Consider the following 22,076-nt stretch of genomic DNA (forward strand, 5'->3'; position numbering starts at 1 on the left):
TTAACCTTTCCCTTCAAGTATCAACTTGGCAAGCTGAATATCTTCAGCTGTCGTTATCTTAATATTATCATAGGATGATTCTGTTATATAGACAGACTCCCCGATTGCCTCTACCATCATAGAGTCATCAGTGACGTCAAGATGATGCTTTTTTGCATGTTCATAAGCTCTTTTTAAAATGCTTGCTTTAAATGCTTGGGGTGTATGTACAGAAATTATTTCCTGTCTCGGTAACGTTTCAACGACTTTATCATTTACAATTCGCTTTAAAGTATCTTTAACTTTTACCCCGCAAATGACTGCACCAGTTTCTTGAACCTTTTCTTTCAATCGTAGGATAATATCCTGACTAACAAATGGCCTCGCCCCGTCGTGGACAAAAATATATTCAGCAGAGTCTACATTAATTAATGCATTATAAATGCTGTCCTGACGTTCTTTACCACCAGTATGGATCCCTTTTACCTTAGCGACACTATGAAACAAGTCAGATACAACATCTCGTTCTTCCGCTCGGACAGATAAATGTATTGCTTCACAGTCCGGGTCTTCATCAAAAAATCTAACCGTGCGTGAAATAATAGATTCCCCGCCTATGTCTAATAAGACTTTGTTGTAGCCGAGGCCCATTCTAGAACCAAGTCCTGCTGCCGGAATAATTACTGTATACCTCATTTGTTTTTCTCTCTTTTCGCAAAGACGATACGTCCAGAATTTGTCTGCAGTACACTAGTTACAATGATTTTAACTGTTTGGTTAATCAATTGCTCTCCACGTTCGACAACCACCATCGTTCCATCTTCAAGGTAACCGACACCCTGGTTCTCTTCTTTACCAGTTTTGGAAATAAAGAGTTCAAAAACATCACCCTGTGCAACTACAGTTTTTATTGCATTAGATAATTCGTTCACGTTTAAGACTGGAATATCGTGGAGCTGACAGATTTTATTTAAATTATAATCCGTCGTTAAAATTGCACCGCCTTCTTTTTTGGCGATATCAATCAACTGTTGATCTACATCAAGTCTCTCATAAGTTACGGGTTCAATTTTTACGTTTTCATTATTGGTCTGTAACTTATTCAACATGTCTAAACCACGTTGCCCCTTTTCTCTTTTCACAGGGTCAGTCGCATCCGCAATAAGTTGCAGTTCATCCAAGACGAATTGTGGAATGACAATGTCTCCTTCTAAAAAGCCCGTTTCAACTACGTCGACTATGCGTCCGTCGATAATCACACTCGTATCGATAAACTTCGTCTTAGCTTCGGAAATCATTTTTTCCTTCGGGTTATTCTTTGGAAAGAAGTCCAGAACCTCACTGAACTTTCTCAAGCCGATAATGAAACCTAAGTAGCCAAAAACAACTGCCGACACAATCGGTACAATCTCTCCGACAAGTGGAATTTCTAAAGTATTAATCAATAGTGTGATTAGTACTGCAATCACTAAACCTAGTACCATTCCGAGTGTTGCAAAAACAATTTCGGTCAAACTTCTACTCAATAAATAACCTTCGCTTTTCTTCAAAAAGTTGTAAGCATGCTTGATTGTCCAGCCAAATAATAAGAAAAATAAAAGAATACCTAATAGGCCATATACAAGCACATTGTCTACTACTCTCGGAATATCAAACGGTAGCCAAACTGCTAGTTCTGGGAATAGCCAAGCACCTAATGATAAGCCAATCACTAAATAGACTGCATAGAGTAAGTATTTAAGCATCTTATCGCCTCCTCTCTTAAGCTTTTTTAAAATTAATCATTAAATTTTGTATGTCTCAATGCTTGTTTTAAAGTCTTAACACCCAACACTTCTAAACCATCAGGTACTTGGACCCCACTTAAATTGGACTGAGGAACAATAGCTCTTTTGAAGCCAAGTTTTGCCGCTTCTTGTAGCCTCTGTTCGATCTTTGTCACACGTCTGATTTCCCCAGTTAAGCCAACTTCACCAATGAAACAATCATCTCCTCGTACAGCAATGTTTTGAAAACTTGATGCAATACTGATGACTATACTTAAGTCTACTGCAGGTTCGTCTAATTTCACACCACCTGCTACTTTAATATAAGCATCATGTTGCTGCATCAGCAGACCTTCCGATTTTTCTAACACTGCCATAAGTAGCGATAGACGGTTAGTATCGATACCGGTTGCCATGCGTCTTGGATTGTGAAAGTGGGTAGGCGTAACAAGGGATTGTACTTCTACTAGCATCGCTCTCGTACCCTCCATAGTGGCAACAATAGCTGATCCTGGCGCATTTTTCGAACGTTCTTCCAAGAAGATTTCAGAAGGGTTTAACACCTCTTCTAAACCACTCGCTTTCATCTCAAAAATACCCATCTCATTTGTTGAACCAAACCTGTTTTTCACTGCTCTTAAGATACGATAAGTATGATGCTGATCCCCTTCAAAATAGAGTACAGTATCAACCATATGTTCAAGCAATCTAGGACCTGCAATCTGTCCATCCTTTGTGACATGTCCAACTATAAAGGTTGCAATATTATTGCCCTTAGCGATATTCATAATAGACTGTGTACTCTCTCTCACTTGTGCCACTGAACCTGGTGCGCTTGTAACGTCTGGGTGAAAGACAGTCTGAATTGAGTCGATAATCAAATAATCTGGTTGGATCTTTTTAATTTCATCATGAATATACAAAAGGTTTGTCTCACAAAAGACTGTTAAATTGGATGGTTTTGAGGTAATGCGGTCTGCACGCATTTTAATCTGCTCTAGAGATTCCTCCCCAGATACGTATAAAACGTTATGGTTTTCAGCTAGAATTAATGCAGTCTGTAAGAGAATAGTGGACTTCCCTATACCTGGGTCACCACCAATTAAAATAAGCGATCCATTAACAATACCACCACCGAGCACTCTATCGAATTCCCCAGAACGCGTAGTTGTTCTTGGTGTGACTTTCTTTTCAATGGTACTTAATTTAGATGCTTTACTACGCTCATCTATCTTATTTTTTCCGAGCGTCCCTCGACCACTAACGGTTTCTTTATGTACAATTTTTTCTTCAAGCTGATTCCACGCACCGCAATTTGGACATTTACCCATCCATTTAGGTGTTTCATAACCACATGCCATACACTCAAAAGTAACTTTTGGTTTTGCCATTCGTGTATACACTCCCCCATTGTATTTCTTTTACTATTGTATTATTTATCTACATGTTTTAAAAGGCTAAAACCTTACAGTTAAAGACTTTTATAGAATTTTGTTGAGTAATTCACAAAAGTAAAATTATATTACTAGTTATAAAATATCCCTCTTAAGTATTCACTTTTTAAGTGTCTACATAAGAGGGAATATATCATGAGTCAGAGATGCTTATTAAAATCTATCCAGGATTACTGTTCAACAGTTTCGTTAACTTTGTCTTCTGTTGTGACTTTGAATGCATCATCAACATAATCCACTGTAACAAGTTTATTCTCAAAACTTTCACCTGATAGTAATGATTCACTTAGAGTATCTTCTATATTCTTTTGAATACTTCTAGACAAAGGTCTCGCCCCATATTCCGGATCGTAACCTTCTTCAACAATACGCTCAGTCGCTCGATCTGTAACCTCAATATGAATATTCTGGTCAGTTAATCTCGCTCTTAAAGTATCAATCATCAAGCTAACAATTTCTTTAAGATGTTCTTTCTCAAGTTTGTGGAAGACAATAATGTCATCAATTCGGTTAATGAATTCTGGTCTAAAGGTATTCTTCAATTCTTTCATCATTGTACTTCTAATATTTTCATAGCTTTCAGCCTCTGGACCACCAAAGCCTACGAATCTCTGATCTTGTAATTCTCTCGCACCTACATTTGATGTCATAACAATAATTGTATTGCGGAAATCCACCATGCGTCCGTTAGAGTCTGTTAAACGTCCATCATCTAACACTTGTAAGAGCAAGTTAAACACATCAGGGTGCGCTTTTTCAATTTCATCGAAGAGTATAAGAGAGTATGGTTTTCTTCTTACTCTTTCGGTTAATTGTCCCCCATCATCATAGCCTACATAGCCTGGAGGCGAACCAACTAAACGAGATACGGAATGTTTCTCCATATATTCACTCATGTCTACTCGAATCATCGCATCTTCTTCACCAAACATTGTTTCACTTAAGGCTCTAGCGAGTTCAGTTTTACCGACACCTGTCGGTCCTAAGAAGATGAAACTACCGATTGGACGCTTAGGATCTTTCAGTCCAGCACGCGCACGTCTTACTGCCTTAGATATCGATTTTACTGCAGAATCCTGTCCGATCACACGCTCGTGTAGAATGGATTCAAGATTCATCAGTCTATCCGACTCGTCTTCAGCAATCTTAGATAATGGAATACCTGTAATACCAGCGACTACAAGCTCAATATCACTTGCTGTAACTGATTGTGAAGATTGACCCTGTTGTTTCTTCCAGTTTTCTTCACATTCTTTAACTTCATTTTCAATTTTTGTTTGTTGATCTCTAAAGTTTGCTGCTGCTTCAAATTCTTGGCTTTGAACCGCCGCATCTTTTTCCTTTTTCACTGCTTCTAAACGCGTCTCTAAGTCTTTAAGATCTGGAGGTGTAGAATAACTTCTTAGTCTAACCTTAGATGAAGCTTCATCAATTAAATCAATTGCCTTATCAGGTAAGAAACGGTCCTGAATATAGCGGCTGCTCATACGAACTGCCGCTTCCAGTGCTTCATCTGTAATATTAATGCGGTGGTGCGCCTCGTAACGATCACGTAGGCCTTTTAGGATCAACACGGCATCTTCTGCCTTAGGCTCATCGACCATTACCGGCTGGAAACGACGTTCTAATGCCGCATCTTTTTCAATGTGTTTACGGAATTCATCTAAAGTTGTCGCACCGATACACTGCAGTTCGCCACGTGCAAGAGCTGGTTTAAGAATGTTAGATGCATCGATCGCACCTTCAGCTCCCCCCGCACCGATTAGTGTGTGTAACTCATCAATAAATAGTACAACGTTACCAGCCTTATGGATTTCATCCATTACTTTCTTCATTCTCTCTTCAAATTCACCACGGTACTTCGTACCTGCAACAACAGTCCCCATATCTAGAGACATCACGCGTTTATCTTTTAAGTTTTCAGGCACTTCACTGTTAATCACTGCTTGGGCTAGGCCTTCAGCCACAGCTGTTTTACCAACACCAGGTTCACCAATTAACACGGGATTGTTCTTCGTTCTACGGCTTAGCACTTCTATAACACGTGTAATCTCACTAGAACGACCAATCACTGGATCTAACTGACTCTCTCTGGCCATTTGAGTTAAGTCACGTGCCAAAGAGTCTAATGTCGGCGTATTTGTATCTTTTTGGACACTTGAATGTGACTGGAAAGCTTCTGGATTACCAAGCATTTTAATCACTGCTGCACGTGCTTTAGTAATATTTAAGTCAAGATTAGCCAATACTCTCGCTGCCACGCCCTCACTCTCACGAATCAGGCCTAATAGTAAGTGTTCTGTACCTACAAAATTGTGATGTAGTTTACGAGCTTCATCCATAGATAACTCAATTACTTTTTTAGCACGCGGTGTATAGTGAATCGATGATGCTTTTTCTGTACCCGTTGTTATTAAATTGTGCACTTCTTCATTAACTCGTTGTTCATCGATATTAAACGATGCTAGAACTTTTGCAGCGATGCCTTCTTTTTCTTTTACCAAACCTAATAGTAAATGTTCTGTACCGATATTAGAGTTTTTAAGTGTGATCGCTTCTTCTTGGGCAAATGCGAGTACTTTTTGTGCTCGCTCTGTCAGTTTTCCAAATAGCATCTATTTCCCTCCTAATAGTTCGCGTGTCAGTGTCGCCCGTAATCTTTCGTGCTGATTATTTGGTCGACTAGTGTCATATTCAAATTCATTCAGTTTTTGGCTAATAAAAGCCGGTTGGATTTGTTGAAACCATGCTTGAAAGTTAAAACGGTCAAAATCTATATAGCCTAAATCAATCCCTAGTTTCACATTACTCAAATGCATTGCTGCTTCTTTTAAAGGTAATTTGTAGGCGTATTGTAGAATACCAAAAGAACGATTGACAGCGTCACAGGTTTCTAAAGTTTTTAATTGCTCTCTTGCGCTACGTTCTTCTTCAATAATGCGTTCTTTTAATTCTGTCAAATTTTCAATGATATCTGTTTCACTAAAACCAAGCGTCACTTGATTCGATAACTGGTAAACAGAACCAATGGGCTTAGACCCTTCCCCGTATATACCTCGTAAAGTAAAACCAAAGCGCGTTAAATTATTATGAAAACGTTGAATTCTTTTCAAGGCTGTCAAGGCAGGTAAATGCAGCATTATAGAGGCTCTCATTCCTGTCCCTAGATTAGTCGGGCAAGCTGTAAGATAGCCGTATCGTTCATCAAATGCATACTCTATCTTACTCTCTAATGTATCATCTATAGCACTTGCTTTCTCGTATAGCGACTCAAGGGATTCATTTACACCGAGACTTTGAATTCGTAAATGATCTTCCTCACCAATCATCACCGACACGTCTTCCTCTTCATTGATGAAGACACTTTCTCCATTTTGTGAAAATCTAGGACTAATCAAATGCTTTTCGACCAATAAGGCACGGCCTACATCAGTAAATTCAGATAAGCGGAGACGAGTCAAATTAGGTAAAGTTTTCTCTACTATTTTACCAAGCGCTGTGATGTCTTCATCATCTTCAAGCATATGTGTGAAAGGTACACCATTAATATTCCGTGCTAGCCTCACACGTGAGGAAAGTTCAATATCAGTGACTGCTGTTCTATTGAGCCACTTACTAATATTATTCTCCATGTGACTCACCATCCTTCAGTGCCTGAATCTGGTCTCTAATCACCGCTGCTTCTTCAAAGGCCTGGGTTTTCACCTTGTCATCTAGTCTCTGTTGTAAGGACTCTATGTCTCTTTTGAGGCGCAGTGCATCTACTTTTTGATGAGGAATCTTCCCAAGATGTCTATTTTGGTTCAGCTGCACACGTTCAACAATTTGAGGTACGTATTCGCCGAAGTAGTCATAGCAATAACTACAACCAAACAAGCCATTGTCGACGACGCTTCTTAATGTTGAACCACATGATGGACATTCAGGCGCTTCAACTTCAACCTCTTTTTTCTCTGCATTAGCCGCTAACATCTTCAGTAATGTATGGATGTCAAAAGGATTATCCACTTGATAGTCATTCACGTGTAGCGATTTTTCAGCACACTGCTCACACAAATACCGTACATTTTGAGCAAGACCTAAGTCTTCCGAAATATGGACTGTGGCTTCATTTTCGTTACATATCTCACACTTCATATATTCACTCCTTAGCGTACAGTATTGCCGTGATTACACGGCGTAAAATTTTCGCTCTTAAGCGGTCTCTATAAGGTAACTCAATGGATAGAACTTCTCTTTCCATAACAGCATCGATGATCTGTGCTTCTCTATAGGTAATAACACCATTTTCAAACATTGATTGAACAAGGTGACCCGCATTCAACTGAGATATGTTATCCCCAATAAGATTTTGTAAGTGCGCTAAGTATTCTGTCTCAGAATGTGTTTCTACTTTGGTGATTCTTATATAGCCGCCACCGCCACGTTTACTTTCAACGACGTAGCCATGTTCATTTGTAAAACGCGTTTTGATAACATAGTTTAACTGCGACGGTACGCAATCAAATTTTTCAGCGATGTGCGCACGTTTTATTTCAACGACTTCGTTACCGGATTTCTCAATCATTTCTTTTAAATATTTTTCAATAATATCCGACATATTACGCATCTCATCACTCTCCCTTGACCTACTTTGACTAAAGTATACAAGTTGTGAACAAAATTGGCAAATAACATGTTTATTTTTAATTAAAAGGGTTTATTTTTGGAACCGGTTGCATTATAATAATTTAGTATCGCATAAATGTATCATTTGGTATATAATTTACAAATGAAATCATTTTCAATATTTCTTACATAATAATTTTTGGAGGCTTTCACAATGAGTATTGTAATGGGAATAGTTGGTATACTATTCACTGTCTTTCTTGCTTGGATTGCAAGTAGCAACAAAAAACTTGCGTTCAAACATTGGAAGAACATATTAATATTAGTTGCATTACAGTTTATCGCTACGTTCTTATTCCTTAACACTACGGGTGGACAAACGATTATCCTTGGTTTAGCGAACGGTTTCGACTACTTACTAGGATATGCAAGAGAAGGTGCACAATTTGTGTTTGGAGATTTGATGACGAACGCGGAAGGCGAACCAGTTGATGTATTCCTATTCAACGTGCTTATACCGATCATCTTTATCTCAGCAATTATCGGTATTCTTTCTTACACTAGAATCTTACCTTTCATCATAAAAGGATTAGGCTTCTTACTGACTAAGATTACTGGAATGCCATACATCGAGTCATACAATGGTGCGGCATCTATGATGCTTGGACAGTCAGAGGTATTCGTATCTCTTAAAAATCAGCTGCCTAAGCTTACAACACGTCGTTTATATACATTAGCTGCACAGGCAATGAGTTCAATTTCACTTTCTATTGTCGGCGCATTCTTTACAATGTTAGACCCTCAATTTGTCATCATTGCGATTGTACTGAACTTATTCAGTGTTTACATCATCGTACACATCATCAATCCATATGATGAAGTTATCGAAGATGGTGACATTGAAATCTCAACTAATCCAGAAAAAGGTAAATCTTTCTTCCAAGTCCTTGGTGATTACATCATCGATGGTGGTAAAATCGTACTCGTCGTTGGTTCGATGTTAATTGGTTTCATCGCTCTAATCGGTTTACTGAACCAGATTTTCTTATTAATTCCTGGTTCAAACCTTTCATTCCAAGATATCTTGGGCTACATCTTTATGCCAGTTGCCTTCCTAATGGGTATTCCTTGGGCTGAGGCACAAACTGCCGGTTCATTAATGGCAACTAAGTTAATCACTAACGAATTTGTTGCAATTCTTGAATTCATAAATGTTGCAGAAGGACTTTCTGAGAAGACACAAGCAATGATTTCAGTATTCTTAATCTCATTTGCTAACTTTGGTTCAATCGGTATCATCGCTGGTTCTGTTAAAGGACTTCACGGTGAGAGCGGAGACAAAGTTGCGAGATTCGGCCTTAAACTAGTATACGGTGCGACTCTTGTATCTATCTTAAGCTCTGTAATCATCGGTTTCTTCTATTAAAATTTATAAATTTTAAGCCTCTAGGGAAGACCCTAGAGGCTTTTTTGTTATCCTAAAGCTACGTCTAATACCATCATCACAGAAAATCCAATCAGGAATGCAAAGACTGCTGCATCGGAATGACCATTTTTTTGTGTGCTTGGAATAACTTCCTCCACCACCACAAATATCATTGCACCTGCACCTGCAGCTAAAGCATACGGCAATACTGGCTCCATTGAGGCCACAAGCAAGACACCAACAAGTGCTGCCATCGGCTCAACGATTGCTGACATCCAGCCCCAAAAGAATGCTCGAAATTTAGATGCACCCTCTGCTCTTAACGGCATGGAAACTGCAGTACCTTCTGGGATATTTTGTAGACCAATCCCTACTGCTAAGGTAAGTGCACTGGCAATCATGACTGGATCTTGACTCAACCCTGCTGCACCGAAGAGAATACCGATAGAGAGTCCTTCAGGAATATTGTGAAGTGTTAAGGATGTTACTAGTAAGGTACTTCTTCTGGAGCTAGCAACTGTAAGCCCCTCAGCAGTGTGTTCTCCCCTATGACGGTGAGGGATAATTTTATCGAAGAAGTAAATAAATAAGGCACCGCCTAAAAAGCCGATTAAAGCAGGGAACCATTCTCCTATTGGATTATCTGCACTCGCATCAATCGCAGGTGATAAAAGCGACCAAAAACTCGCGGCCACCATGATACCGCCTGCAAAGCCAAGCGTGATATTTAAAAAGTTTTCACTAACACCTTTAGTTAAAAAGACAACTGCTGCACCGAGCCCCGTCATTGTCCATGTGAACAAGGTTGCTATAAGTGCCTGTAGCCAAGGGTCCAAGGTCATTAGATAATCTAACATATTCATTCTCCTTAGAATTTTCTTAATAATAATTATAACGCTTTCCAAAAAATTATAGTACCTATTAAAACTGAATGATATAATGGTTTCTCATAAGGAACTTAAAGGAGCGCTACGAATGACAATTAAATCCACTATTGCCAAGAACGTCGGAAAAACATTAAGTTATTTCCTAACGAGATATACAAATGGAGGCAGCAGCTTACCAGGTAAGGTTGCCTTATCAATCGACAAAAACCTGCTAAAAAACTTAGCAGCGTCTTACGATGTTGTCGTTGTAACTGGGACGAACGGTAAAACCTTAACAACGACACTAACGACAAGTGTTTTATCGAAGAAGTATAACAATGTAATTACTAATAAGGCAGGTTCTAACATGAAGCAAGGCATCGTTGGTGCCTTCCTGAATGCACCGCGAGTGACAAAAGATGCCATTGCTGTCTTAGAAGTTGACGAGGGATCCTTAAAAAATGTTGTAGAAGAATTACAACCTAAAGTATTTCTACATACTAACATATTTGCAGACCAGCTCGATCGTTACGGTTCAATAGAAAAAATATATGAGTTGCTAACAGACGCTGCAAACAGTACCCCAGATGCTACTGTTATAGCAAATGGTGATTTACCGTTATTTAATTCTGTCGCACTACCTAACAGCAGAAAATTCTTTGGGTTTGACACAAATGTTGATACAGGGAACCAATCAAAAGCAGACACAGCCTGCCCAAACTGTGGACATGATTTAGAGTATACAATTTATACTTATGCAAACCTTGGAGACTATTCATGTTCATCTTGTGGGTATAAACGCCCTGAATTAGACCATAGAGTCACTTCGGTCAAAGAATTAGATGTTACGCATTCCACATTTACGATCGACCATCACACATACACTCTGCATAATGCGGGAATATACAACATATACAATGCCCTAGCAGCCTACTCGGTCGGTCGTCATTTTGATGTTCCAAAAGAAGATATTGTCGATGCATTTAATGTCAATGAACGTGTTTTCGGTCGCCAAGAAGTCATCGTCGCATACGATAAGAAAATCGTCCTTAATGTTGTTAAAAACCCAGTAGGGTTAGATCAGGTATTGAATCTTATTAAACTTGAAAAAGAACCATTTACTTTTGTATCACTCTTGAACAACCGACCAGCAGACGGTGTCGACCTATCTTGGTTAGCTGATACAAACTTTGAATCCCTAACTGACTTAGACATCAAACAAATAATTACTGGTGGTATCGCAGTCGATAAGATGACAGATCGCTTGCTCACTGCTGGATTCGATTCCTCAATACTTTATAGTGCTGGTACACTAGAAAATGTTGTAGAAGCTATTGAAAAAGCACCGACGACAAAAATCCACATGATCGCCACCTATACTGCTATGCTTGAGATTCGTAAAGCATTAATAGAAAAAGGTCACATTAAATAAAGTTCACTCTAAACAAAAAGGTCACTGATGAAAACTCATCAGTGACCTTTTATATTAGTGGGCCTAAGTGGACTCGAACCACCGACCTCACGCTTATCAGGCGTGCGCTCTAACCAGCTGAGCTATAGGCCCTTATATGGAAAAAAGCAAAAAAATAAAATGGAGCGGAAGACGGGATTCAAACCCGCGACCCCCACCTTGGCAAGGTGATGTTCTATCACTGAACTACTTCCGCATAATATGTATAGCAGCAAAATCAAACTATTAATTATTTTAGCGATAACCACCTAAATTGTCAACCAATTTTTACACAAAATTAATAATTACAAAAATCGTACTTATTCTTTAAGAATAAGTACGATTTTTCTTATCTTTCTCTCATTGAAGGGAACAATAAAACATCACGGATTGAAGCTGAGTCTGTCAGTAACATTACTAATCTATCAATTCCGATACCCAGTCCACCTGTTGGTGGTAAACCGTATTCCATCGCCTCTAGGTAGTCTTCATCCATTTCATGCGCTTCATCATTACCTTGATCACGCTCAGCAACTTGTGCTTCAAAGCGCTCACGCTGATCAATCGGATCATTTAACTCTGTAAACGCATTGGCATGTTCACGTCTAACGATAAATAACTCAAATCTATCAGTGAATCTAGGATCCTCATCATTTTTCTTAGCTAACGGTGAAATCTCTACAGGATGGCCGTATACAAAGGTCGGTTGCACTAATTCTTCTTCTACTTTTTGTTCAAAGAATTCATTTAGAATGTGACCATACTGCATGTTGTCACCAATTTCTACATTGTGTGCCTTAGCTGCTTCTCTTGCTTCTTCTACTGAATTAATATCATAGAAGTTAACCCCTGTATATTCATTAACGATATCTACCATGTGCACGCGTTTCCACTCTGGTGCTAAGTCAATCTCTTCACCATCATACACAACTTTAGTCGTCCCATTCACTTTCTCAGCAATATAAGCAATCATCTCTTCTGTTAAAGTCATAATGTCTCTGTAATCAGCATAAGCTTCATATAGTTCCATCATTGTGAACTCAGGGTTATGTCTTGTAGATACCCCTTCATTTCTAAACACGCGACCAATTTCATAGACTTTCTCAATACCTCCGATTACGAGGCGTTTTAAATGCAGCTCCAAGGCAATACGCATATATAAATCTGTATCTAAAGCATTGTGATGAGTAATGAACGGACGTGCCTGCGCACCACCTGCGATTGAGTGCATCATTGGTGTTTCTACTTCTAAGAATTCATTCTCATTTAAGTAGTTACGCATTTCTTGTATAATTTTACTTCTTTTAATAAATGTTTCTCTAGACTCTTTACTTGTAATTAAATCTAAGTAACGTTTACGATAACGCTCTTCAACATCTTTTAGACCGTGATATTTATCGGGAAGTGGACGAAGGGCTTTTGTAAGTAATGTAAACTCTGTTGGTTTAATCGATAATTCGCCCGTATTCGTTTTGAACATCGGTCCTTTAACACCAACAAAATCACCTAAATCTGCCTGGTTCCATACCTCAAACGCTTCATCACCAATTTGATCTTTTCTAACGTATATTTGAATCTGACCGTTGATATCTTGGATATGTGCAAATCCAGCCTTACCTTTGCCACGCTTAGTCATGATACGTCCAGCAATTGCTGTTACTGACTCATCTTCTCTTTCTGCTAATTCTTCTTTTGAGAACTGGTCCCACTCTTCAACGAGTTCATTAGCATAATGTAAACGGTCAAAACGTTTACCAAATGGATCTAATCCTTGTTCTCTTAATTGTTGCATTTTCTCGCGGCGTACAGCCAGCTGATCATTTAGTTCTTCAGACACTATATTCCACTCCTAAAAGTCATTATTGTTCGTTATCTAATTTGTTTTTAATTTCTTCGATTGTCATTTTCAAAGTTGGATGTTCTCTTTTTGGTGCAATCTCACTCATCGGATCAATCACAAAAGAACGGAGGTGCATTTCCGGATGAGGCACCTTCAAATCTGTTAAATCCAGTTCCAAATCTTCGTATAAGAGTACATCGATATCAATCGACCTCGGACCCCATGTTTCCTTACGTACACGACCAAGTTCATGTTCAATGCCAAGTACGACTTCAAGCAAATCCAAAGGCGTTAAATTTGTCTCCAATTCTACAGCCATATTTATAAAATCTGGCTGATCTGTCTTACCATATGGTTTAGTTTCATATCTTGAAGATATTTTAGTAACGGTAATCCCAGGAACTTCAGATATTTTTTTTAGGGCTTGTCTTAAACTCTCTTCTCTGTCCCCGATATTACTACCGAGTCCGAGATACGCTATAGCCATTATCTTTCCCGCTTTCCTTTTAAGGTAATACCCACACTGTCATAGTTACCATCTATCGGTGGATTAGGTTTAGTAATCGTAGTTTCTACCTCTACTATTTTAGCATATCGGTCAAATAGCTGGGCATTGATTTTCCCTGCTAAATGCTCAATTAAACTCACTGAATCACCTTTAACAATATTTTCAACAAGTTCGTATACTTCACCGTAATGTACCGTTTCATTCAAATCATCCGTCAAAGATGCTTGAGATAAATCTAAGCTAATTACTAAGTCAGTAATAAAGTACTGACCAAGCACACGTTCTTCTTTTATTGCACCATGATAAGCATAAGTTTTAATACCGTTGATATGAATTTTATCCATTATAGTTCACCTTTTAACTTCATATAGACATCTGCACCCTGCCTATTCATTTTTACGTTGTGCACTCTCACAGCATCGACACCTGCATCAATGCCTAAAATCGTTGTTGCGAGGGTTGCTGCGTCCCGTTCGTCAGCATCTGTATCATGACCAATCAGTTCTTTTACCATACGTTTACGGCTTGTCGCGAGTAAAACAGGATATCCCTCTTTAACGAGTTCATCCAAGTTACGCATGACCTCGATTTCTTCATCTCTAGATTTTACAAAACCGATACCTGGATCCAGCCAAATTTTTTCTTTCTTAACGCCAGCTTCAAGGGCTTTATCAGCTGATAATTTTAACTCATCAATCATCTCACTAACCACATCTTCATATTGAGCGTGATTGTTGTTGTGCATAAGGAATATTTCAGCATCGAATTCAGCAACAACATCTAAGATTTTTTCATCATAAAGACCTCGCCACTGATCATTAATCATCGTTGCACCCTTTTCTAAGGCTGCCCTTGCAACTTCTGAGCGAAATGTATCTACAGAGATGTCTGTCTTTATACCTGCTGCTCGAATCGCCTGTACGACAGGGACAACCCGCTCTATCTCTGTTTCCACTGTAATTTCACTATAGCCAGGTCGTGTAGAGTAGCCACCGACGTCTATAATATCGACGCCCTCCTCTACCATTTCCTTGGCACGATCTACGGCTTTCTCTACAGAGTCATATTTTCCACCATCGCTAAAAGAGTCTGGTGTTGTGTTTAAAATACCCATTATCTTCAGTTTTTCCATCATACCAACCTCTACTTATACATTTGTTGAATAGTCATATTATAACATGTTTAAAAGTACATGCCTGATTAAAAATCTCATACAAAAAAGCTTAGAAATCTATGTTCATATAGATCTCTAAGCTCTTTAGTTTGGATTAAGATTATTGACTTAAGCTTCAAAGTTAAATAGTGGTGTAGATAAATATCTCTCACCGTTTGATGGTAGTACAACGACCACATTTTTACCTTTGCCTAGTTTTTTGGCTGTCTGAAGCCCTGCTAAGACAGCAGCACCAGACGAAATTCCACCAAGGATACCTTCTTCTCTACCTAACTGACGAGCAGTATCCATTGCTTCTTCATTTTCAATCGTAATGATTTCATCATAAATATCTGTGTCTAATGTCGTTGGTACAAAGCCAGCACCAATCCCTTGAATCTTATGCGGTCCTGGTTCTTTACCACTTAGAATTGCTGAATCCGTTGGTTCAACAGCAATCACTTGTACATCTTTAAAGTTATCCTTCAACACTTTACCTGCACCGGTGATCGTACCACCTGTACCAATACCAGAGATGAAAGCATCTATAGACAAGCCAGCACTATTCGCTTGTTCCACTAGCTCTTTACCAGTCGTTCTCTCGTGGATTTCTGGGTTTGCTGGGTTTTCGAACTGTTGGGGCATGAAGTATCCATCTTTCTCAGCAAGTTCTCCAGCTTTTTTAATTGCACCTTTCATACCGTCAGCACCTGGTGTTAAGACAAGTTCTGCACCATATGCACGTAATAGATTACGACGTTCCTTACTCATCGTATCAGGCATAACAAGAACTGATTTGTACCCTTTTGCAGCTGCTACCATTGCCAGACCAATTCCCGTGTTACCACTGGTTGGTTCAACAATAATCGTGTTTTCATTAAGTTTGCCTGCTTCTTCTGCAGCTTCAATCATCGCTAAGGCGATACGATCTTTTACGGAACTACCTGGATTCATAAATTCAACTTTTACATAGACATCTGCACTATTTTCATCTGTTAACTTATTTAATTTCACTAAAGGCGTATTTCCAATTGTTTCTAAAATATTGTTATATACATTACTCACAATCAAACACTCCTATTCCTAGTTTTTAACTATGAATAATATAACATTATCCCTACTATTTTTCAATTAATTAGTGTGTGATAAGGGCTTGAAGCTCTTCTTTTGTAATCCATTCTTTATTACGGCAGAAATGACAATCCGCTTCAGCACCGCCATCTTCTTGAATCATAGACATAATTTCTTTAGGGTCTAAGGCACTTATCGCATTAATAAAGCGTTCTTTAGAACAGTTACATTCAAAACTAACTGGCATCTCACTCAGTTGTCTCCAATTTTCCTCACCGATTGCTTCATCAATAATTTGGTTCGGTGTCATACCCTTAGCGAGCAGTTTAGAAACCGGCGTCATTTCTTTGGCACGTTCATTAAGCCAGTTAATCGTTTCCTCACTTGCTGAAGGTAAAACTTGGATTATAAAGCCACCCGCTGCTTGAATTGTGTTATCCGGGTTTACAAGCACGCCTAAAGCGACAATAGATGGGACTTGTTCACTCGCATAGAAGTAATAAGAGAAGTCCTCTCCTAATTCTCCAGAAACAATCTCAGTAGATCCAACAAAGTTATCTTTTAAACCAATATTCTTAGCGACTCTAAGGTAACCATTTGTACCAACTGCTCGTCTAACATCAAGCTTTCCTTGATCATTTAAATCAAAGTGGACTTGTGGATTACCAAGGTATCCTCTGACATGACCGTTTGCATCACTATCTACAACAATCGCACCAATTGGTCCACCACCCTCAATGGTAATTGTATTCTTGTCTTCACCTTTTAACATAGCACCCATCATTACTCCTGCACTCATCGCTCTACCTAGTGCTGCAGCTGCAGTTGGGTAAGCCACATGTCTCTGCACTGCCTCATTTATAGTAGCTGTAGTATCTACAGCAAATATTCTTACTTCATCATTTAATCCTAATCCTCTTATTAAGTGGTCTGTCATAGTCGTTCCTCCAAACGATTTTTACATCAAATTTTTTATAAACATAGTTTACTATCATGCATAATATAGTAAACGTCAAAGATAGTCAATTCACGTGCTTTATGTCATTTCCTACGAAAAAATAAGCGCAGCATCATCCGCTGCGCTTAAAGTTTCTTATCTGTTATCTTTACGGTCTTCTTCTAAGTCATTTGAAGATTGATTTTCTTGGTCAGTCGACTCATCAGGTTCAACCATGTCTGGTCTTTCCTCAACTTGTTCTTCAGACTCAAGGTCTTTTTCATCATGTGACATCTTTTCTTTAACTTCATCATAAGATGCTCCTGCTTTGTCTGAATCCTTATCTTCCTCAACAGGTTCATTATCAAAGTTTCTTTCAGGTAGTTTACCGTTGTAGAAAAGTCCTTCGATTTGTTCTCTGTCGAGTGTTTCCACTTCAAGTAATGTTTCAGCAATTAATTGAAGCTGTTCTTTATGCTCTGTAAGGATCTGACGACAACGCTCATATTGTGTTTTCACAATGTTTTGCATTTCTTGGTCGATTTCATAAGCGATACTATCTGAGTAATTCGAATCGTTAGACATATCTTTACCAAGGAATACTTGACCGTTTGATTCACCGAACTGAATTGGCCCGAGTTTTTCACTCATACCGTATTCAGTTACCATGCTTCTAGCGATACTTGTTGTTCTTTGGAAGTCATTGTGGGCACCTGTTGATACTTCACCGAAGTTAATTTCTTCGGATACTCGACCACCAAGTAATCCAACAATCTTATCTTCCAATTCTGGTTTCGTCATAAAGTAACGATCCTCTTTAGGAAGCATTACAGCATAACCACCAGCTTGTCCACGAGGGACAATGGTAACCTTGTGAACTGTCTCAGCATCGTCTAAGACCATACCGATAATCGTATGTCCTGCCTCATGGTAGGCAACGATATTACGTTCTTTCTTACTCATTACACGACTCTTCTTAGCTGGTCCTGCAATCACACGGTCAGTCGCTTCATCGACATCACGCATATCAATCAACTTCTTGTTTTGTCTAGCAGCGACTAAAGCAGCTTCGTTTAATAGGTTCTCAAGGTCTGCACCAGAGAAACCTGGCGTACGCTGTGCAAGTGCTGCAAGGTCTACAGTCTCATCAAGTGGCTTGTTACGTGCGTGTACTTTAAGTACAGCCTCACGACCTTTAACATCCGGACGCCCTACTTGAATCTGTCTGTCGAAACGACCTGGACGTAAGAGTGCTGGGTCTAGAATATCAGGGCGGTTAGTTGCAGCAATCATAATGATACCTTCATTATCTGCGAAACCGTCCATCTCAACTAATAGTTGGTTTAGTGTTTGTTCACGCTCATCGTGACCACCACCAACACCAGCACCACGCTGACGACCCACTGCATCAATCTCATCGATAAAGATGATACAAGGCGAGTTTTTCTTAGCATTTTCAAATAAATCACGTACACGAGATGCACCAACACCAACAAACATCTCAACGAAGTCAGAACCACTGATTGAGAAGAATGGTACCCCTGCTTCACCTGCTACCGCTCTTGCAATCAATGTTTTACCAGTACCTGGAGGACCAACAAGTAGTACCCCTTTAGGAATTCTGGCACCGATTCTATCAAAGCGACGTGGATCTTTTAGGAAGTCGACAACTTCCACTAGTTCAGCTTTTTCCTCATCTGCACCAGCGACATCGTCGAAGCGAACTTGTTTTTTACTTTGGTCATAAAGCTTGGCTTTACTCTTACCAAAGTTCATCATGCGGCCTCCGCCGCCTCCGCCGCCACCTTGGGCTTGGCTCATGAGGAAGATGAATAAGAAGAAGATAATAAGTAATGGAATAATTGTAAATAACATGCTTGTCCAAGGACTTGGTTCTTCTTCAGGTTCTACATTAAATGTTAGGTCATCTTGATTTCGTGCCGTGTCTGTAATTTGCTGGATATCATCCGCACTATTAAAAGGCACAACAGAAGTAAATGACTCTTGGTCACTTTGATCAGCTAAGCGACCGCTAACTAAATAAACATTGTTTTCAGGCTGCAATGTTAACTCAGCCACTTCACCATTTTCTAGGGCATCGACGAACTCATTATATTGAAGTTCTTCTTCGTCGCCGTCAGAGCCGTTGAAACGTTGGAATATACCAAACATGACAACTGTTAATATGGCGATAAGTAATATGTTACGGCCAGTATTCTTCGGCATCCGTAATCCTCCATTTCTAATACATTACAAAAAATAGTAACAAAAATAACTTTTAACTTCCAGTGATATGATTTAGCTGTAAAATTCAGGTTTTAACAAACCAATGTACGGTAAATTTCTGTATTTTTGATCAAAATCCAAGCCGTATCCTACAACAAACCCATCTGGAATTTCTGTTCCAACGTATTTTACATTAACATCTAACTTTCTTTCTTCAACAGGCTTATCTAATAAGGTTACAATTTCAATGGATGCAACCTTTCTATACTGCAGAAATTCGATAATAGAATTTAAAGTTGTTCCAGTTTCAACAATGTCTTCAACAATCAGTATATGCCTACCTTCTACAGAAGTTGATAAGTCCTTAAGTATTTTAACCTCTCCAGTTGACTTTGTCCCAACATAGCTAGAGACATCCATGAAATCAATTTCCATGTGTGTATCCACATGCTTAATGAGGTCTGCCATAAACATAATTGATCCCTTTAAAAGGCCCACCATAATCGGCGTCTTACCTTCATAGTCTTTAGTGATTTTCTCTCCGAGACGTTTGTTAATTGCATCTATATCTGACTCAGAAAGTACAATTTCACTGATATCATTTTTTATTGTCATCTTCTTGCTCCTTCGTTATCTTTAAAATTCGATTTTCAGCTGGTTCAATTATATTATAAATGGTACCGACTGCAACAATTATACCGTGTTGATTCAAAACCACCGGCATCGCCTCTCTTTCGCTTGCCACTATCTTTTTATCGATAAAAAGACGACTGACTTTCTTACTACCGCCTTGTTTAAGTTGAACACGGTCACCATCTAATCTAGGACGTATAGTCAACGGAAGTTCATCACTCGGTAATTTTACCACGATATGATAATTATTATAAATAAAGTTCCCATTATCCTCAACAATCAGAGGTTCGCTAATGGGGCTTAACGTTGTTTTTTTTACATAAACTTGATCGTATTCGATATGTACTGTATGGGAATCAAGTTGATATACCGTCTGTGATGGTCCTGACATCAATGTTTGATCAAGTGATTCCAAAGCCTTTCGGCTCATTATAGTTGATGACTCAGATAAGAGTGCATTTAAAATATATATTCTAACTAATGGACTATATTGTTTATAAGTTTCCCTCGAAAGACTACCATTACTAGTAAAGTTTTTAGCAAAACCACTAACAAAATCACTTAACGCATTTATGTCATTTTTTAGACTCACTAACTGCTTTAAATCTAAAGTCTCTGTGTCTTCGATGTCTGGAACAATATGATGCCGAATATAATTTCTTGTGTAAGTATCTTCATGGTTACTTTCATCTTCAAAATACTTCACCATATGTGTGCGTTGATATTTCTTGATGTCTCTTTTACGTACCATCATCAGCGGCCTTGATATTTTTATACCTGCTGTTTCATTGGCTTCTGGTATACCGAGGTTGCCGTGTAAATACCGTCCAGTTAATAGCTGATGCAAGACAGTTTCATACTGATCATCCTCATGATGCGCCATCAACAAAACATTTAGACGATGTTTTTTTACAATATCTCTAAAGAATGCATACCGCTTTTTACGTCCTGCTTCTTGAGAAAAATGCCCCTCAAAATCAAGAACAACTGACTCAAAGTTTACACGATCTTTTTCAGTCATTTCTTTTATGTAAGCCGCCTCAGATATGGATGCAACTCTTTGATTATGATTAACGTGTAAGACGGTCAAACTTTTATAAGTATCTTTGTAAGTCGTCGTCAAAAGATGATAGAGCACCATAGAGTCGATGCCACCAGACAAGGCCAGGGCAATATGACTTTTTGTTGTCCATGAAATATTCAACTTCAAAAGTAGCACCACCTTATAAAAACTAAAAAGGCTAGAGCGACTTGCTCTGGCCTCTTCATTTCATTATCTACGCCCTCTACCGCCACGACGTGACTCAGCTTGTCTCTTAATTGTAGACATTCTTTCTTCACTGTCTTTTAAGAACCCTGAAAGTTTTTTCTCAAAATCTTCAGGTGACGGTGCCTTCTGACGAGGTTTTGGTTTAGGTTTATCTTGTGCTTTCTTGATAGATAAACTAATCTTGTTATCATCACCGATAGATAATACTTTAACTTCTATTTCGTCACCGACTTTTAAGTGTTCATTGATGTCTTCTACATATTTGTCCGCTACTTCACTAATGTGAACCAAGCCTGTTTTACCGCCTGGTAACTCAACAAACGCACCAAATGGTTTAATCCCTGTAACTTTGCCGATAACTTTACTGCCCGCTTCAACTGACATGTTTATATAATATCCTCCCAAAATCGTTATACATTAATATATTAACACTTAATAAAGGAATAATCATTACATATGTAATGATTATTCCTTTTCCGGCCTTTCTTCTCCAGATTCACCTTCTGGTAAATTGAAGATTAGTTCTCCTTCTTCTGATAAGAAGAACTCACTTCTTGCTATACGTAATATATAGTTGTCATCATTTAATTGTTTAATCTGTTGCTCGAGATCCGAATGCTGCTTATTTTTATTGTCTAGGACTTCAGATGTTGCAGCAACTTCTTGCTCTAGCTCTTGATTGGCCTTCTTTTGATTAATGCCAATCATCAATAAGACGATAACGATTATCATTAGCACACTGCCAAAAACGAGGGCACGACGGCGTGACACACGCGCTTCAGTCTTTAATTGTTTCTTTTCACTATCTCTTTTTTTAGTATAGTTATTCAAAAGACGAACCACTTTGTTGTTCATTTTAGTCACACCTCTCCCATCGTTTTGTACATTA

The 22,076-nt window shown here is 38.8% G+C and carries 21 protein-coding genes and 2 tRNA genes; 2 read left to right on the forward strand and 21 right to left on the reverse strand.

The genetic code is table 11. From position 1 onward, the window contains the following. The 7 genes from ispD to EYB29_RS07570 form a co-directional block, all read right to left on the reverse strand. The gene (ispD, locus tag EYB29_RS07540; protein ID WP_026866161.1) at positions 1–675 is read right to left on the reverse strand and encodes a 2-C-methyl-D-erythritol 4-phosphate cytidylyltransferase; all 675 of its coding nucleotides are present in this window, start codon (positions 673–675) and stop codon (positions 1–3) included. Beyond that, on the reverse strand, positions 672–1,724 hold the full coding sequence (locus EYB29_RS07545) for a PIN/TRAM domain-containing protein (RefSeq protein ID WP_026866162.1): 1,053 nt from the start codon (positions 1,722–1,724) through the stop codon (positions 672–674). The genes ispD and EYB29_RS07545 overlap by 4 nt, the downstream gene beginning before the upstream one ends. Positions 1,725–1,756: 32 nt before the next feature. Continuing rightward, positions 1,757–3,136, reverse strand: a complete 1,380-nt coding sequence (gene radA / locus EYB29_RS07550) for a DNA repair protein RadA (RefSeq protein ID WP_026866163.1) — start codon at positions 3,134–3,136, stop codon at positions 1,757–1,759. 233 nt (positions 3,137–3,369) lie between these two features. Continuing rightward, positions 3,370–5,814 carry an ATP-dependent Clp protease ATP-binding subunit gene (locus EYB29_RS07555; RefSeq protein WP_026866164.1) on the reverse strand — a complete coding sequence of 815 codons (2,445 nt, stop codon included), beginning with the start codon at positions 5,812–5,814 and terminating at the stop codon, positions 3,370–3,372. Then, entirely contained in the window at positions 5,815–6,831 is a 1,017-nt protein-coding gene (locus tag EYB29_RS07560) for a protein arginine kinase (protein WP_035855726.1), read from the reverse strand. Next, entirely contained in the window at positions 6,821–7,336 is a 516-nt protein-coding gene (locus EYB29_RS07565) for a UvrB/UvrC motif-containing protein (RefSeq protein ID WP_026866166.1), read from the reverse strand. Before EYB29_RS07565 ends, EYB29_RS07560 begins: the two co-directional genes overlap by 11 nt. A 4-nt stretch (positions 7,337–7,340) precedes the next feature. Continuing rightward, positions 7,341–7,808, reverse strand: coding sequence for a CtsR family transcriptional regulator (locus EYB29_RS07570; protein WP_026866167.1), 468 nt, complete (start codon positions 7,806–7,808; stop codon positions 7,341–7,343). A gap of 213 nt (positions 7,809–8,021) precedes the next feature. On the opposite strand from EYB29_RS07570, the gene EYB29_RS07575 reads away from it, so the two are divergent. After that, on the forward strand, positions 8,022–9,233 hold the full coding sequence (locus EYB29_RS07575; RefSeq protein ID WP_026866168.1) for a NupC/NupG family nucleoside CNT transporter: 1,212 nt from the start codon (positions 8,022–8,024) through the stop codon (positions 9,231–9,233). Positions 9,234–9,280: 47 nt separating this feature from the next. Here the strand turns inward: EYB29_RS07575 and EYB29_RS07580 are convergent, their stop codons facing one another. Beyond that, positions 9,281–10,090 (reverse strand): ZIP family metal transporter, encoded by an 810-nt coding sequence (locus EYB29_RS07580; RefSeq protein WP_166627024.1) that lies wholly within the window; start codon positions 10,088–10,090, stop codon positions 9,281–9,283. 118 nt (positions 10,091–10,208) lie between these two features. Between EYB29_RS07580 and EYB29_RS07585 the strand changes: the two genes are divergently transcribed. Continuing rightward, on the forward strand, positions 10,209–11,531 hold the full coding sequence (locus tag EYB29_RS07585; protein WP_166627025.1) for a MurT ligase domain-containing protein: 1,323 nt from the start codon (positions 10,209–10,211) through the stop codon (positions 11,529–11,531). Between the two features lie 58 nt (positions 11,532–11,589). On the opposite strand, the gene EYB29_RS07590 is transcribed toward EYB29_RS07585, so the two are convergent. The 13 genes from EYB29_RS07590 to EYB29_RS07650 all read right to left on the reverse strand — a co-directional run bounded on the left by EYB29_RS07590 (position 11,590) and on the right by EYB29_RS07650 (position 22,042). After that, a tRNA-Ile gene (locus EYB29_RS07590) sits at positions 11,590–11,663 on the reverse strand. A 28-nt stretch (positions 11,664–11,691) separates the two neighbouring features. Further along, positions 11,692–11,766: transfer RNA gene (locus EYB29_RS07595), tRNA-Gly, on the reverse strand. A 132-nt stretch (positions 11,767–11,898) separates the two neighbouring features. Next, positions 11,899–13,386: a lysine--tRNA ligase gene (lysS, locus tag EYB29_RS07600; RefSeq protein ID WP_166627026.1), complete on the reverse strand. Its 1,488-nt coding sequence runs from the start codon at positions 13,384–13,386 to the stop codon at positions 11,899–11,901. Between the two features lie 22 nt (positions 13,387–13,408). Further along, entirely contained in the window at positions 13,409–13,876 is a 468-nt protein-coding gene (folK, locus tag EYB29_RS07605; RefSeq protein ID WP_026866172.1) for a 2-amino-4-hydroxy-6-hydroxymethyldihydropteridine diphosphokinase, read from the reverse strand. Continuing rightward, the gene (folB, locus tag EYB29_RS07610) at positions 13,876–14,241 is read right to left on the reverse strand and encodes a dihydroneopterin aldolase (protein ID WP_026866173.1); all 366 of its coding nucleotides are present in this window, start codon (positions 14,239–14,241) and stop codon (positions 13,876–13,878) included. Before folB ends, folK begins: the two co-directional genes overlap by 1 nt. After that, positions 14,241–15,029 (reverse strand): dihydropteroate synthase, encoded by a 789-nt coding sequence (gene folP, locus EYB29_RS07615; RefSeq protein ID WP_166627027.1) that lies wholly within the window; start codon positions 15,027–15,029, stop codon positions 14,241–14,243. Before folP ends, folB begins: the two co-directional genes overlap by 1 nt. A 150-nt stretch (positions 15,030–15,179) precedes the next feature. Next, entirely contained in the window at positions 15,180–16,115 is a 936-nt protein-coding gene (cysK, locus tag EYB29_RS07620) for a cysteine synthase A (RefSeq protein ID WP_026866175.1), read from the reverse strand. Positions 16,116–16,185: 70 nt separating this feature from the next. Beyond that, positions 16,186–17,058, reverse strand: a complete 873-nt coding sequence (gene hslO / locus EYB29_RS07625) for an Hsp33 family molecular chaperone HslO (protein ID WP_166627028.1) — start codon at positions 17,056–17,058, stop codon at positions 16,186–16,188. Between the two features lie 156 nt (positions 17,059–17,214). Next, a complete protein-coding gene (gene ftsH / locus EYB29_RS07630; RefSeq protein WP_026866177.1) occupies positions 17,215–19,284 on the reverse strand; it encodes an ATP-dependent zinc metalloprotease FtsH in 2,070 nt (689 codons plus the stop codon). 72 nt (positions 19,285–19,356) lie between these two features. Next, positions 19,357–19,899, reverse strand: coding sequence for a hypoxanthine phosphoribosyltransferase (gene hpt / locus EYB29_RS07635; RefSeq protein WP_205710601.1), 543 nt, complete (start codon positions 19,897–19,899; stop codon positions 19,357–19,359). After that, positions 19,883–21,127, reverse strand: coding sequence for a tRNA lysidine(34) synthetase TilS (tilS, locus tag EYB29_RS07640; RefSeq protein WP_166627029.1), 1,245 nt, complete (start codon positions 21,125–21,127; stop codon positions 19,883–19,885). The genes hpt and tilS overlap by 17 nt, the downstream gene beginning before the upstream one ends. Before the next feature lie 63 nt (positions 21,128–21,190). Then, the gene (locus EYB29_RS07645) at positions 21,191–21,571 is read right to left on the reverse strand and encodes a S1 domain-containing RNA-binding protein (protein WP_026866180.1); all 381 of its coding nucleotides are present in this window, start codon (positions 21,569–21,571) and stop codon (positions 21,191–21,193) included. An 81-nt stretch (positions 21,572–21,652) separates the two neighbouring features. Beyond that, positions 21,653–22,042 (reverse strand): FtsB family cell division protein, encoded by a 390-nt coding sequence (locus tag EYB29_RS07650; protein WP_035855733.1) that lies wholly within the window; start codon positions 22,040–22,042, stop codon positions 21,653–21,655. Between the last annotated feature and the right edge of the window lie 34 nt (positions 22,043–22,076).

It is taken from the genome of Jeotgalicoccus sp. S0W5 (genome assembly GCF_011634875.1).
In the GTDB taxonomy this organism is placed as follows: Bacteria; Bacillota; Bacilli; order Staphylococcales; family Salinicoccaceae; genus Jeotgalicoccus; species Jeotgalicoccus marinus.